Annotated in this window: 11 protein-coding genes and 1 other RNA gene; 4 read left to right on the top strand and 8 right to left on the bottom strand. The window is 69.0% G+C overall.

The genetic code is table 11. The features are described from left to right. Positions 1–45 precede the first annotated feature (45 nt). From ACFWXC_RS28390 to ACFWXC_RS28380, 3 genes are all read right to left on the bottom strand, one after another. Positions 46–1,245, bottom strand: coding sequence for a hypothetical protein (locus ACFWXC_RS28390; RefSeq protein WP_384483122.1), 1,200 nt, complete (start codon positions 1,243–1,245; stop codon positions 46–48). Next, positions 1,242–1,745, bottom strand: a complete 504-nt coding sequence (locus ACFWXC_RS28385) for a DUF4365 domain-containing protein (protein ID WP_384483121.1) — start codon at positions 1,743–1,745, stop codon at positions 1,242–1,244. The genes ACFWXC_RS28390 and ACFWXC_RS28385 overlap by 4 nt, the downstream gene beginning before the upstream one ends. 131 nt (positions 1,746–1,876) lie before the next feature. Continuing rightward, positions 1,877–4,477, bottom strand: coding sequence for a DUF262 domain-containing protein (locus ACFWXC_RS28380; RefSeq protein WP_384483120.1), 2,601 nt, complete (start codon positions 4,475–4,477; stop codon positions 1,877–1,879). A 100-nt stretch (positions 4,478–4,577) separates the two neighbouring features. Between ACFWXC_RS28380 and ACFWXC_RS28375 the strand changes: the two genes are divergently transcribed. Then, positions 4,578–6,761 carry a UvrD-helicase domain-containing protein gene (locus tag ACFWXC_RS28375; protein WP_384483119.1) on the top strand — a complete coding sequence of 728 codons (2,184 nt, stop codon included), beginning with the start codon at positions 4,578–4,580 and terminating at the stop codon, positions 6,759–6,761. 111 nt (positions 6,762–6,872) lie between these two features. On the opposite strand, the gene rnpB is transcribed toward ACFWXC_RS28375, so the two are convergent. The 4 genes from rnpB to ACFWXC_RS28355 all read right to left on the bottom strand — a co-directional run bounded on the left by rnpB (position 6,873) and on the right by ACFWXC_RS28355 (position 9,873). Continuing rightward, an RNA gene (gene rnpB, locus ACFWXC_RS28370) (RNase P RNA component class A) lies at positions 6,873–7,274 on the bottom strand. Positions 7,275–7,292: 18 nt separating this feature from the next. After that, the gene (locus tag ACFWXC_RS28365) at positions 7,293–8,252 is read right to left on the bottom strand and encodes a DMT family transporter (protein ID WP_384483118.1); all 960 of its coding nucleotides are present in this window, start codon (positions 8,250–8,252) and stop codon (positions 7,293–7,295) included. Between the two features lie 16 nt (positions 8,253–8,268). After that, positions 8,269–9,099: an AraC family transcriptional regulator gene (locus tag ACFWXC_RS28360; protein ID WP_384483117.1), complete on the bottom strand. Its 831-nt coding sequence runs from the start codon at positions 9,097–9,099 to the stop codon at positions 8,269–8,271. A gap of 141 nt (positions 9,100–9,240) precedes the next feature. Next, complete coding sequence (locus tag ACFWXC_RS28355; RefSeq protein ID WP_384483116.1) at positions 9,241–9,873, bottom strand: TetR/AcrR family transcriptional regulator; 633 nt, start codon at positions 9,871–9,873, stop codon at positions 9,241–9,243. A gap of 100 nt (positions 9,874–9,973) precedes the next feature. Here ACFWXC_RS28355 and ACFWXC_RS28350 point away from each other — a divergent pair, with 100 nt between their 5' ends. From ACFWXC_RS28350 to ACFWXC_RS28340, 3 genes are all read left to right on the top strand, one after another. Further along, positions 9,974–11,509 (top strand): FAD-dependent monooxygenase, encoded by a 1,536-nt coding sequence (locus ACFWXC_RS28350; protein ID WP_384483173.1) that lies wholly within the window; start codon positions 9,974–9,976, stop codon positions 11,507–11,509. 69 nt (positions 11,510–11,578) lie between these two features. Continuing rightward, positions 11,579–12,331 carry a MerR family transcriptional regulator gene (locus tag ACFWXC_RS28345; RefSeq protein ID WP_384483115.1) on the top strand — a complete coding sequence of 251 codons (753 nt, stop codon included), beginning with the start codon at positions 11,579–11,581 and terminating at the stop codon, positions 12,329–12,331. Then, on the top strand, positions 12,328–12,987 hold the full coding sequence (locus tag ACFWXC_RS28340) for a hypothetical protein (protein ID WP_384483114.1): 660 nt from the start codon (positions 12,328–12,330) through the stop codon (positions 12,985–12,987). Before ACFWXC_RS28345 ends, ACFWXC_RS28340 begins: the two co-directional genes overlap by 4 nt. On the opposite strand, the gene ACFWXC_RS28335 is transcribed toward ACFWXC_RS28340, so the two are convergent. Continuing rightward, positions 12,878–14,314 (bottom strand): RNB domain-containing ribonuclease, encoded by a 1,437-nt coding sequence (locus ACFWXC_RS28335; RefSeq protein WP_384483113.1) that lies wholly within the window; start codon positions 14,312–14,314, stop codon positions 12,878–12,880. The two genes, ACFWXC_RS28340 and ACFWXC_RS28335, sit on opposite strands and share 110 nt — an antisense overlap. Positions 14,315–14,399 lie beyond the last annotated feature (85 nt).

Below are 14,399 nucleotides of genomic sequence, written 5' to 3'. Positions count from 1 at the left end.
CTGCGCCTACTCTGGCACCGCCTCACACAGGCAGTACAGGTTTCGTCACAGCACGTCGAAGCCGGTCAAGTTGATCAGCTCATGAAAATTTCCGCGCCGGGTGAGATCGCCCTCGATCTTCAGGTCACGCCGGGTGCGGTGAGCGTCGGTCGCCCGGTCGTAGTCCCCTTCCGTGAGGTGAAGGTGTATCTGCCGCTGCTGACCGACGAGATCCCCGTTCTCCTGCATCAACCGGCCCTCCACGGTGACCTCGCCCGGCCCGAAGTCGGCGACCCGCTTGAGCTTGGTCGGACGACCCACGATGGTGACGCCGCGGTCCGGTTCCTGGCGCCGCAGATCCTGGGCGCCCTCCCGCAGCACGGGCACGAGGCGCTGAGGGAACTCTGCTACCGAGGTCTCGTACGGCACCGGCCATCGCGGCGACCAGGCGAAGTCGAGCGAGAAGCCATGGCCCGTCTGGCGATTGCCGTTCCCTGCCTGAGGGTTACGGCTGTCCTGCCCTCCGATTCCGGCCAGAGCCTCACACAGGTCGGCGGAGATTCCTTGCTCCACGCCCTCCGAGAAGGGGGCGGAGTCATCTGCCACCGCTGCTTGCTCAGCCGCCGTACGTGCCGCGGTCACCGCCTCGTACATCCTGCGCGACACCTGGCGAGCGAACGGCTCCGGCGCCACGTCCAGTTCGGGGGCTTCTTCGAAGAGCGATCCTTCCGATGTCGCTTCGGGCAGCGGGACTTGAACGGTGAAGATGTAGCTTCCTGGAGCGCTGGGGCCGAACCGGGCTCTCTCCACGAAGTCCTTCGCGCGCTGCGGCTTGCGTCTCGGCTGTACCAGTCGATGCTCCTCCGCGACGGTGTCGCAGGCCGCGGCCATCAGCAGATCCCGGGCACTGGTGACAGCCAGCACTGCGTCCAGCACGGGGATCGTCCCCGACGGTGTCCGTGGCATGGTCCTGATGTACTGCACGTCGAGGCCGGTCAGCGTCAGGTCCTGATGAACGACAGACGGCGGCCGCCCCTCCGTGGCGGACAGCGCATCGATCAGATCCGCCATCCGGTCCGCGTAGTCGGCGAGCTCACTGTCCAGAGGAAGGAGCACACGGTGGCGCTGCCCTCCCCATTCCAGCTCCCAGCGGCGGCTGTAGCGGACCCGGCCACCTGGCTTCCATCCTCTGCTGCGTAAGTAGTGGGCGACATCCCGCGGGCGCAGGCGCTCCAGCTCGTGCTCCGGTACTCCGACTGCTGTCATGGCACGGGCACCTCCTCGCACGCACTGTCGAAGAATTTGTGCAGAGCATCGACTGTGAGCAGATTGTCGCGCGGCACAGTGACAGTGAGGGTCTTCTGCCCCTGCTGAACGGGCATGGAGTGGTGCTCCAGCGACAGCCAGTAGGCCGAGTGGTGCAGGATCAGAGCTCGTTCATCGAGTCGGATGTACTCCTGCGGATCGGCGGGGACCACCACCATCACCAGGTAGCACGGAACCTGCCTTCGGCCCCGCAACCTCTTGAACTGCTCGATCGGGAGAGGGATCTTGAAGCCCGATTCGGTCGAAGTGAATTCGCCGACTCGACGGGACTTCACCTGGAGGGCGATCTGGACATCCAGTTCCGGCATCTCGTGGTCCCGGCCGAGGATGAGGTCCTTGCCGATGTCCGGGTAGGGCACGGCCACCTGAAAGCCGGCCGCGGCGGCTATGGCCGCCACGAACGTCTCCCCGTACCAGCCCTGGTGGTTGTTCAGCTCCATGCGCCCCCGCGCTCCGGTAACAGGCCACCCGTCACGCGCCCCACGCCCGGAGTGACACACCGTTCACTGTCCGCGCAGGCTACTCGAGCAATGATCTTCCAGAAAGGCCGAGATCCGGCCAGCCCCTGGTGTCAGACCACGGCGGATCCGTCATCGGCCGGCATCGGCCGTCGGGCCTCCGCCAAGGCCACTGTGTGCACGAACCATTCCAGGACGGCGCAGATCTCTTCGCTGCGGCTCGCGAAGACCTCCACCGGGAAGGAAGGACGCAGGTCCAGCTTCGCCTCCGCGAGATCGATGCCGTCGATCTTGTTCAACCTGGCCATCAGCTCGCGCCGCAGAGGTTCATCGTCAAAGGGCTGCCGTCGCTTCAAGTGCTCGAAGACGGCCTCGACTGTGCCCGTGACCGGATAGATCGCCAGTGGCCACAGCTTCCTGGACTCCAGCGCGTTGCCCGCATCGAGAGTTGGGAAGCAACTTGTCTCGCTCGCCTTGCCATAGGCGCGATAGCCACCCTGCTGCTCCCAGAACCGCAGTGCGTCTCCCACCCCCGTGACGGTCTCCGGCGTCTGGTTGTCGCGCAGTTGCGCTTCGAAACGGGCGGCGGCTGCCTGCTGTTCCTCGTCCAGGTCGTTGGTCGGCAAGAGGTCGCCAGCAACCTCCTTGCCCAGGAGGGTGGCCAGGTCAGCGGTGGTCAGCCGATGAGACCGGCGAGCGCGACGCGCATCGTCGAAAGGGACGCCCTCCGCTTCCAGGAGAGTCTGCGGGTCCGCTGACTGGTCACCGGCGGCCCAGTGAAAACCTTCCGAGACACGGCCATCGGCTGTCAGGACTCGGTAGGCAGCGTGTAGCCCCGCCTTGGAGGCCAGGTGGCTGCCCACTGCAACGGCATGGGTACCGATCAGCGCGGCAACGTCCCCATATGTCGTCCACGTACCCGCAGGCATGGCCAGAAGCGCGGCCCTCAGCTCCTTCCAGCCGACCCACTCGTCGTCGGCATGAACCATGCCTTCGATGGGACCGGGCCACAACTGCACTGCTCGCCCGCCGAGTTCGTCGGCGCGCGCGAGGATTTCCGCTCTGCCCCACCGCTCCTGCGCCGCGATCCCCTGGTTCATGCGCAGGGCACTGGAGTCGAGGATTTCCTGCTTGCGCCGGAAGGGGTGGTTCGAGAGCCGTGCGTTGTCCGCGGAGAGCGTGAGATTGCCCAGCGTGTGAACGAGCAGTGCATGCAGTTCGTCAGAGCTCTGGCCGTCTTCGGCCTCCTCAGCGAGCAGTTCGAACCATTGTTGTGCGGGGCTCTGCGGCAGCACGTGCTCCACGGTGAGTTTCGCCTTGGAGTAGTCGACCGGCTCGCTCGAACGGTAGCTCTCTTCCAGCCTGCGGAGCACCTGGAACCGCTGGTTGCTCCGTCCGAACTTGTAGAACGGCCGGGTGCGGATCGCCTCACGGACAGCCTCGTCTCCTGGCCACGCCCGCGCTCCCGTCTTATTTCTCGACAGGAACCGGCGTACGGCTTCTGCCGGGAAGCCGTCCTTGTCCGCCTCCTTCTCCAGCTCCCTGGGAAGCTCCATGAATACCCGGTTGCTTCCGGTCGTGGAGAGCCCGGCGAACAGGCGTCGCACCATGTAGCTCTCGGCGTACGCCAAAGCCTTTGCCGCATCGTGAGCCGTGACTTGACCGGCGTCGACCAGATCGAGCAGATGGAGGGCAAGGGGGTAGTGGGTCTGGCCGCCCCACCGAGTGAGCCGCTCCAGCGCCTCTCGCAGCTCCGGATTCCCCTCAAGCTCGGGCTCCAGGATCCGCTGCAGTCGTCCGGCCCGCTGGGCAAGCGCGCCGATCTCTGCCTCCAGTGCCGTCTCACTGCCGCTCAACAGCTCCAGACGCTTCTTCTGGTCACGGTAGATCTCGCTCTGCTTGGCCCGGCTGTTGCCGCCCACGACCAGGTCGAGCCAGACGAGCAGTTCGAGGTTCTCCGGACCGAGCTGTTCCTGCATGGGCAGCCAAAGGTTGCGGTACACCGACTCGCCACGGGTCGGCAGACACATGAAAAGGTAGTTGCGCAGCAGGTCGCTCTGGCTCAGGCCCACGCCGGTGTTGTTGATCGACTCGAAAATCCGGTAGACGTTGTCGCCCTCGGCGGCGGTGATCTCGACGATGGACAGCAGACTGCTCAGCACTGTCTCCACGGCGTCTGTCCATGCCTCGCCGCCGCTCTCCTCGCCTGTGGCGAGCGCCCCCAGGAAGAATCGGTACGCGCCACCCACGTTTCCGGGTCCGCCGGCCTTCGGCGAAGATTCGACACAGGCGGTGAAGGCATCCCGGTCGGCCTGGGTCGGCAGCAGGCGGTAGTGGTCCTCTCCATCCCGGTAGCTGTTGACCAGTAGGAGGTCGTGGATCCGGGCGGCCTTCTTGTCCGTGCCCCGTTCCCGATGGCGGTCCCTCAACGCAGTGAAGGCGAGCATCAACGTGGTGAGCCGCTGCTGGCCGTCGACAACGAGCCAGCGCTGCATGCCACCCGCAGTAATCCGCCCCGGCGCCAGCACGACGGAGCCCAGGAAGTGTGCGGCAGGCGGCCTGCCCTCCAACTGGTCTTCGACCAGCTCCAGTACGTCGTCCCACAGTTGTTGCAGTTCCTCCCGCTGCCAGCTGTAGGTACGCTGGTACAACGGAACCTGGAACTGCTTCTCGCCCTGGACAAGCTTGCTGAACGTGGTCTCTTGAGCGTGCACGCGCCTGTTCCCCCCAAGGTGTACCGGACCAGGTCGCCATTCTTCCCCATCCGGGTACGGTGATCAGGAGAACTGACGGACCGCACGAGCGGGGGCGCTGATGGCGACGCTGGGAATCCACAAGGACTTCCTGATGGAGTTCGCCAAGCTGGAAAAACCGGTCCAAAGACGCGTCCACGAAGTGTTCGAGAAGTTTCGAGAGCACCGCCACGCCGGACTGCATCTCGAAAAGCTCGAGAAGGCCCGGGACCCCCGCATCCGGACCATCCGCATCAACCAGTTCATGCGCGGTGTCCTCCTCGCTCCCGAGTCCGGCGACAGCTTCCTGCTGCTCAAGGTCCTGCCACATGACGACGCCATCGCCTGGGCGGTCAAGCACCGTGCCACCATCAATTCAGCCACTCAGGGCATCGAGCTTCGTAACGACGTCGCCCTGGAGCGGGCGACCGCCGGCGTACGGAGTCTCACCTCGACGGACACCAAGCGGCTCTTCGGGCATGTCAGCGACACGGACTTGACCCGCCTGGGGATCGACACCGACCTCCTGCCTCTCTTGAGGCATCTCGGTACCGAGGCACATCTCGATGCGTTGCGGAAGATCCTTCCCGAGCAGCAGTACGACGTTCTGGCCGGTCTCGCCGCCGGCATGGAACCGGAAGACGTATGGCGAGAGGTAGTCCAGGTACAGCTGGAGCACACTGGGCCGAGCGTCTCCCAACAGATCAGTGTCGTCGTGGGCAGCGACGAGTCGACCGCGCCGCAGCATCACGACGAACTGTCGGTCGCCATGGCCCGCTCACAAGGACGAATCGCTCTCGTCTCCGGGCCCGACGAGTTGATGGAAGTTTTGGCCAAGCCCTTCGACGCATGGCGGGTGTTCCTTCACCCGAGTCAACGGCGCGTGGCCTATAGGTCCTCGTACAACGGCCCCGCCCGCGTCACAGGCGGTCCCGGGACGGGCAAGACAGTGGTCGCCCTGCACCGCGCGCTGCACCTGGCCCGGCAGTTGCCGCGTGACGCCGGGGACGAGTCGATCCTGCTGACCACGTACACCCGGGATCTCGCCGCCGACCTCCGCCACAGCCTTGAACTACTGATCCCTGATGCGCAGTTGCGCGGCAGGATCCGCGTCATCAACGTGGACGCGCTCGCCAACGAAATCGTGCGAGAGACTCGCAAGGCCCCACTGAAGATTGTCACGAGTCAGAAGGACATCACCGCGCGTTGGGCACGCATTGCCCGTCGTCTCGGTATCGACTTCACCGATGTCTTCCTCGACCAGGAGTGGCGCCACGTCGTGCTCGCGCAAGACCTACGTTCGCCTGAGGCATATCTCAAAGCCTCGCGTAGTGGACGTGGTGCCGCCCTGGGGCCTCTGAAGCGTGCGCAGGTATGGCGAGCGCTCGAGGCTTTCACCAATGAGTTGCGCCAGGCCGACGAATGGACCTTCCTCCAAGTGTGCGAGGAGGCCGCCCGCCTTCTTGGCGAGCAGGACGAACCGCGTCGCTACAGGCATGTGGTGGTCGACGAAGCACAGGACCTTCACCCCGCGCAGTGGCGGCTGCTCCGAGCCCTGGTCTCATCCGGGCCAGACGATCTGTTCATCGCGGGCGACACCTACCAGCGGATCTACGGGAACAAGGTGTCGCTCCGGAGCCTCGGAATTTCTGTGACCGGACGCTCCACACGTCTGCGTATCAACTACCGAACCACTCAGGAAATCCTGGCCTGGTCCACTGCCCTCCTAACGGGAGAGCCGGTCGACGACATGGACGGCGGGGACGAAGCACTCATCGGATACCGATCCACCCTTCACGGCGCGCAACCGCAGACCAGCGGGGCTGAGAGCAAGCCCGAGGAGATCGCAGGCCTAGTGGCCCAGATCGATGATTGGGCCAAAGCTGGTGTGGCGCCGCGCGAGATTGGGGTCGCCGTGCGGTTCATCCAACTCGGCAAGGACATCGCGCAAGCTCTGGGGAAAGCCGGACTGCCCGCCGCTGTACTTGGTACGTCATCAACGGCAGGTGACGGGGTCCGTATCGGGACGATGCACCGAATGAAGGGGCTGGAGTTCCGTTGTATGGCTGTCGCCGGGGTGAATGACGGCGTCGTTCCCATGCGCAGCGCGGTCACCGCCGAAGAGATCGACCCTCAGAAGCATCGAGAGGACCTGCTGAGCGAGTTGAGCCTGCTATTTGTCGCTTGCACCCGGGCACGTGAGGCCCTGCGTGTCTCGTGGCACGGCGAACGTAGCCAATTTCTGCCCGCTGCCGGTGCACGGTGACGGCCCTACCGGGCTAGGCAGAAGGCTGCGGCACGGTTCGCTTTGAATCGTCAGCCGTGAGGAGCGTTCACCTCGTCTGGGTTCCCAGAAGTTGGCCCAGAATCAAACCAGCAGACGAGTCGGGCTGTACGCCGGGTTCTGTGCCCCGGTCCCTCGCGGGTGCCGGGGTGACGGCCATCCATCTAGGGCCGGTGTTGCCACCGGCCTCGTGCGGTCTACCCGGGGACTCGGGCGGGCGGCCCTCGAACGTCCCCGCAGAAGCACCGGGGTGCTTCCTTTTGACCTTGCTCCGGGTGGGGTTTACCTAGCTGCCCAGGTCACCCTGGGCACTGGTGGTCTCTTACACCACCGTTTCACCCTTACCGAGGACCGAGGTCCCCGGCGGTTTGCTTTCTGTGGCACTGTCCCGCGAGTCGCCTCGGGTGGCCGTTAGCCACCACCCTGCCCTGTGGAGCCCGGACGTTCCTCGGGAAGCCCCCTGAGGGGACTCCACGCGGCCGTCCGCCCGGCTCGTCTGCCGTGTCGACCATGTTACCGGGCGCCGGCCTCGTCTCGTTCCGGCCGGGGGTCCGGGCCGCGGCGGAGCCACTGACGGGCGGGGCGCACCGGCACCGGCTCCGCCGACCCCTTCGGTGCCGAGGCCATCGTCGCCAGCACCGACCCCGCAAGGATCAGCGCGAAGGAGACGGCGATCGTCGCGGTGAAGCTCTCGTCCAGGAACAACGCGCCCGCCGCCACCGCCACCGCCGGGTTGACGTACGTGATCACCGTCGAGCGGGTCGGGCCTATCTCCTTGATGAGCTCCAAGAAGGCCACGAAGGCCACCGCGGTGCACAGGACGCCCAGGGCGAGGAGAGAGAGGAGGGCCCCGGAGGACGGCATCGAGGCCGGCCAGGTCGCGGCCGCCGCGGGAGCGTAGACGATCGTCGCCAGGGTCAGGCAGGGGGCGATGAGCTGCAGTGTCGGTACGTCCTTCAGGCGGCGGGCCGCTATCAGGGGTGCCGTCGCGTAGCCGATCACCGTCAGCAGGACCTCGCCCAGGGAGCGGGCGTCGCCGCCGGTGAGGTGGGGGACGGTCAGGACGCCCACGCCGGCCAGGCCGATCAGCAGTCCCGCGATCCGGCGTGCGCCCAGGTGTTCCCGTTCGCCGCCGAAGTAGCGTGCCGCCACCACGCCCACGATCGGTACGCCCGCTATCAGCAGGCCCGCCGTGGAGCTGGACAGGTGGCGTTCGGCGTCCGTGAGCGTGAACCAGGGGCCCATGATCTCTATGCACGCGAAGGCCAGCATCGGGCGCCAGTGGGTGCGGATGGTCAGCCACAGGCCTCCCTGGCGGATCGCCAGGGGAAGGAGGAGCAGGGCGCCCACCGCACAACGCGCGAACACCACCATCGACGGGGACACCTCGTCCACCGCCACCTTGATCATCAGATAGGGGATGCCCCAGATCACTCCCATGAGGGAGAAGAGGAACCAGCCTCGTGCAGTCATGTACAGAGCATGGGTGTCAGGACTGTCCCGCGTCTTGAACGCTGTTGCGGTACGCCGCCGGGGTCACGCCCAGCACCCGGCGGAACCAGCGGGTCAGGTGGGCCTGGTCGGCGAAGCCCACCAGGGCGGCCGCCTCGGCCGGGCGAACGCCCGCCTCCAGCAGAGCGCGGGCCCGGGTCACCCGGTACTGGGCCAGCCAGGCGTACGGCGGGACGCCCATCGTCGTACGGAAGGCTCTGAGGAGCTGGTAGCGGGAGAGGCCCAGGTCGGCGGCCAGGTCGGCGAGTGAGGGTGGGGCGGTGAGTTCGTCGGCCAGTCTGTCTCGGACCAGGAGGGATATTCCCTGCGCCCCGGGGACGTGGTCCGTCGCCGGGCGGGCCGTGGAGTGGCGGCGGGACAGGGCTGTCAGCAGCCACGGGAGGCGGGATTCCGCTTCCAGCGGGTCGGGGCAGGTGGCCAGGTCGGTGTGGGCCCGGCGGAGGGCCGCGGCCAGTTCCGGGTCGTCCAGCACCGGGTCGCGGAAGTGCGGTGTGCCGGTGCCCAGGGTGCCCTCCGCCAACAGGGACGGGTCCGCGTACAGGGCGCGGTAGGCATAGCCCTCGGTCGGGGTGGCCGGGCCGCCGGTGTGCATCTCGCCCGGGGCCAGTACGACGATCGCTCCGGGGCCGTTGCGGATGTGGCCGCCCCGGTAGTCGATGATCTCGGAGCCGCTCACGCACACCCCGATGGTGAACTCCGCGTGCGCGTGCGGGGCGTAGATGTGGCGTTCGAAATGCGCCGTCAGCAGGTCGAGCGGCGGCCCGCAGCGGCCCAGCCGAGCCCTCGTCCACCGTGCTTGTTCCGCCACCTTCGGCACCCCCTACGCCCTGCCGCCTTGGGCAACCACTACGCGGTGCCACCTTAGGCAACCCCTACGCGGTGCCGCCTTGCGCAACCCCTACGCGGTGCCGCCTTCGGCAACCCCCTGTGCACCTACGCTGCAACACGCTCAGGCACCCGTTCCATGCCCCATCCGCTCCAGCGCGTCGAACGCCGCCCCCATCCGCTCCCGGTGGTTTTCGAGGACCTCCGCGAACGGGTCGCCCGCGAGCTGGCGCCGCACGGAGGCCACGCACACCGCGCGGTACGCGGCGACGGTCACCGCCGCCAGCAGCTCCGGGTCGGCCTCCCCGGCCTCGGCGAGCGCTCCGGCCAGCGCCCGTTCCACCTCCTCGGCCCCCTCGCGGGCACGCGCCAGCAGCGCCGGCGAGGCGGCGACGACCGGCCAGAAGCCCTCGAAACCCTCCCCCACCCCGCCCAGCGGGTGCCCCGCGCCGATGAACCGGAAGGCCAGGCGGCGCAGCGCCGCGAGCGGGGGCTCGCCGGGGGTGCGGTCCCGTACCGCACCGGAGAAGGCCTGGACGGCCTCCGGGATGCGGTCGAGGAACAGGTCCTCCTTGCGCGGGAAGTAGTTGAAGACGGTCATCGCCGAGACGCCCGCCGCCCGCGCGACCTCGGCGACGGTCACCTGGTCGAAGCCGTGTTCCCGGAACATCACCGTCGCGACGTTCGAGATCCGCTGCCGCGTCTCCCGCTTCTTGCGCTCCCGCAGGGACTCCCCTGGCCTGCTCTCATCGATCACAAGAAAACTATAGCCGCTCGAAACTTTTAGTGACTACAGTGAAGCCATGACGGCAACGACAGCAACGACAGCAACGACAGCAACTGATCGCAAGAACGACATGGACTACGACGTGGTGGTGGCCGGCGGTGGGCCCGTCGGGCTCTTTCTCGCCGGGGAGCTGCGGCTCGGCGGGGCGAGTGTGCTGGTCGTGGAGCGGCTGGCCGAGGTGGACGTGACCATCAAGGCGGGCGGCATCAACACGGCCGGCGCGGTGGCCCTCTACCGGCGGGGCATGCTGCCCGAGCTCGCGGAAGCCTGGGAACGGAACCGGTGGCGATTGCAGGCCTTCCTCGGGGACCGCGGTGCCGACGCGCCCCGGACTCCCCCGAAGTTCGCCGGGCACTTCGCCGGGATCATGATGCGCGGTGACCTGTTCGACGGCTCCGACCCGGCGTTCGCCGACATCGGCCCCGCCGACCAGGTCGGCCTCGGGGTCCCGCAGGCCGAACTGGAGCGGATCCTGGCCGCCCGCGCCGAACGGCTCGGCGTCGAGGTCCGCCGGGGCGTGGAGCTGACCGGCTTCGACGTCACCGACGACACCGTCACCGTACGGCTGGGCACCTCCGAGACGGTCCGGGCCGGCTGGCTCGTCGGGTGCGACGGCGGGCGGAGCACCGTCCGCAAGCTCGCCGGGTTCGACTTCCCCGGTACCGAACCGGAGATCACCGGCTATCAGGCCGTCGTCGAGATGAGCGGCGGCGAGCGGCTGGGGGCCGGGTGGAACACCACCGACGTGGGGACGTACGTCAACGGGCCCTTCCCCGGCCGGATCCTCACCGTCGAGTTCGACGGGCCGCCCGCCGACCGCTCCGCGCCCATCACCGCCGAGGAGATCCAGGCCGCCCTGCGCCGGGTCTCGGGGGTGCCCGAGGTGACCGTCCACGAGGTGCACTCGTCGACCCGGTTCACCGACAACGCCCGGCAGGCGAGCACCTACCGCAAGGGCCGGGTGCTGCTCGCCGGGGACGCGGCGCATGTGCACTCGCCGTTCGGCGGGCAGGGGCTCAACCTCGGCCTCGGCGACGCCATGAACCTCGGCTGGAAGCTGGCCGCCGTCGTACGCGGCCGGGCCCCCGAGGCCCTTCTCGACAGCTACACCGGCGAACGGCATCCGGTCGGCGCCTGGGTGCTGGACTGGACCCGCGCCCAGATCGCCGTGATGCGGCCCGACCGGCACGCCCGCGCCCTGCGCCGGGTGGTCACCGATCTCGCGCTGACGAGGGACGGGACGACGTACCTCGTCAAGCAGATCTCGGGCGTCTGGCAGCACTACGACCTGCCCGGCGAGCACCCGCTGACCGGCCGGAGCGCCCCTGACCTGGAGTTCTCCGACGGCACCCGGCTGGGCGACCGGCTGCACGGCGGCCGGGCGGTCCTGTTCGACCTCGCCGACGATCCCAAGCTGCGCGCCCGGGCGGAGGGGTACGGCGACCGGGTGGACGTCGTCGGCGCGACCTGCCCGGGGCGTCCGGAGCTGACCGGCCTCCTCGTCCGGCCCGACGGGTTCGTGGCCTGGGCCGCGGACGGGAACGACGACCTGGGAGACGACCTCGACGACGCTCTGACCCGCTGGTTCGTCACGACAGCCGGCTGAGCCTGCGGTACGACAGCCGGCTGAACCTGCGGTTGACCTTGCCGCAACGTCAACGTCTCTACTGGTGGCATGCGGATCGGAGAACTCGCCGCCACCGTCGGCGTCACCACGCGCACGGTGCGGCACTACCACCACCTGGGCCTGCTGCCCGAGCCCGAGCGGCTCTCGAACGGCTACCGGGACTACACCCTCCGGCATGCCGTGGTCCTCGCCCGGATCCGGCGGCTGACCGAGCTGGGGCTCGGGCTCGCCGAGGTGCGGGACGTGCTCGCGGACGACGCCGGCAAGGATCTCGTCGAGGTGCTCACCGAACTCGACGAGGACCTTGCCCGGCAGGAGGCGGAGATCCGGGAGCGGCGGCAGCGGCTGCGGGCCCTGCTGGACGCGGGCGAGCTGCCCGCCGAGGGACCGGTCTCGCCCGAACTGGCCGCCTTGTTCGCCACGGCGGCCCCCCGGCTGGCCGACTCCCCCATGGCCGCCAAGGACCGTGAGGTGTTCGCCCTGATCGAGACGGCGGCGGACCCGGCGCAGCGCGAGCGGCTGATGTCCCTGGCCGGCGCCATGGCCGGCTCGCCACAGGCGACCGCCCGGGTGAACGAGGTGTACGTGCTCCTCGACGCGCTCGCCGACGCCGGCACCGACGATCCCCGGGTGGCCGAGGCCGCCCGGGCGATCGCCGGCTGCATCCCCGCCGGCCTGCTCCCGGAGCACGGCTTCGACCACGGAGACAGCTTCCTGCGCGCCCTCTACGCGGACCTCGCCCCGGCACAGGCCGCCGCGGTCCGCCGGGCGCTGGACATCGTCGGCGGAGACCGGCCGTGAAGGCCGGGTACGCCGTGCTCCGGCACGAGCTGGGGCTGCTGGCGAGTCTGGTGCTGTGGGCCGGTCGGCGCACGAAAGGGACCGGGGAACGCTTCGGGTACGCCCGGGGCCAGGGCGCCATGATGTTCGGGCTCGCGTTCGTGTGCGTGATCGAGACGGTCGCGCTGTCGGTGCTGCTGCGCGACTGGCCGGCCGTGCACCGGATCATGCTGGTCCTGGACGTCTACACGGTGCTCTTCGTCGTCGGCCTGCACGCGGCCTCCGTGGTCCACCCGCACCTGCTGACCCCGGACGCCCTGCACGTCCGCAACGGCGTCCGGCTCGACCTGCGCATCCCGCTGGACGCGATCAAGTCCGTACGGCACGAGACGCGTTACCAGCACGACCGGAACGCCGAGGACCGACTCGACGTGCCCATCGGCTCCCAGACCTCGGTGACCCTCGAACTGGCCGCGCCCCTCGCCCACTTCACCCTGCTGGGCCGCCGCCGCGAGGTGAGCGTCGTGCGGTTCCACGCCGACGACGCCACCGGTCTCGTACGACAGCTCACGCGGGCGCGAACCGCACCTTCATCGTCCCCGGATCGGCCTGGGTCAGCCGCACCGGCAACCGCTCGCCCAGCGGAAGAGGCGCGCCGCCCTCGATCCGGCCTATGACGGCGGGCTGCTGCAACAGCACCTTCCCCACGGTCGGCTGACGCGCCTCGACCTCCACCACGCACCCGTCGAAGACCTCCCCGACCCGGTCCTTGAGCAGGGCCGCCTCGACGATGTCGACGCACTCCCGCTCCACCGTGCCCGCCCGCCGCGCACCCTCGGCCATCTCCTTGGGGAGCAGGTCCAGCGCCATCAGCACCCAGTCGGGCGGGGTCTCGCCGGCGGCCGCCGCCAGGCACAGCTCCGAGGCGTAGCGGTCGGCCAGGCGGCGCAGCGGCGCGGTGCAGTGCGCGTAGGGGGCGGCCACGGCCGCGTGGGTGGTGATCGCGGGGACCACGCCGTCCCGGAAGACCGTGTAGCCGGCGCCGCGCAGCAGCGTGGTGCACTCCTGGAGGAAGGCCGCGTGGCGGGGGCGGCGGGGGTTCAGGGAGCGGATCAGCGCGGCGTACGACACGTGGTGCGGCCACTCGATGTGCAGGGCGGTCGCGGTACGGCGCAGCCGCGCGACCGCGCCGTCGGGGGCGGTGGGCAGGGTGCGCAGGACGCCGGTGCCGTGGGCCAGCATCAGATCGGCGGCGGCCATGCCGGTGAGCAGGGAGATCTGGGCGTTCCAGGCCTCGGCGGGCAGCGGGGCGCGGTAGCTGAGCCGGTAGGTGTGGTCGTACTCGACGATCTCCTGCTCCGGCACGTTGAGCGAGATGCCGCCGCGTTCCACCTCAAGGCGTTCGCGCGCCTCGCCGATCGCCCTGAGCAGGGCGAGGGGTTCCTCGGCGGTCCCCTCGTCGATGTGCCGCTGCACGCCCGCGTAGTCGAGCTTGGCCCGGCTGCGGACGAGGGCCCGGCGGACGTCGGCGGTCAGCGTGCGCCCTTCTTCGTCCAGGTCGATGGTCCACAGGACGGCCGGGCAGGTCTGGCCGGGGAGCAGGCTGGCCGCGCCCTCGCTGAGCACGGCGGGGTGCAGCGGGACCCGCTCGTCCGGGAAGTAGAGCGTGTTCACACGGTGGTGCGCCTCGGAGTCGAGGTCGCCGCCGGGTACGACGAAGGCGGCGACGTCGGCGATGGCGTACCGGACGCGGTAGCCGCCGTGGTGCCGGGAGAGGTGCATCGCCTGGTCGAGGTCGTTCGCGGTGGGCGGGTCGATCGTGAGGAAGGGGATGTCGGTCGCGTCGTGGGCGGGCACGGCCGGGTACCTGGCGGCGCTCTCGGCCTCCGCGAGCACCTCGGGCCGGAAGCCGTCCGGGATGCCGAGGTCGTCCCGGAGTACGGCGAGCGCGGCCCGGAGGGGAGCCTCGGGAGCACCCTTGACACGTATGTGGCGGCTGGGCATAGGACGAGCGTAGTCACATCGCGCTGGTCCGGCGCTCTACGCTGGCGCGAAGCGTCGACGACGGACGTGATGTCGAACTTGGTGT

Source organism: Streptomyces sp. NPDC058683 (assembly GCF_042716195.1).
GTDB lineage: Bacteria > Actinomycetota > Actinomycetes > Streptomycetales > Streptomycetaceae > Streptomyces.
Note: the sequence above shows the minus strand (reverse complement) of the source record. Positions and strands in the feature narration are given on the sequence as shown.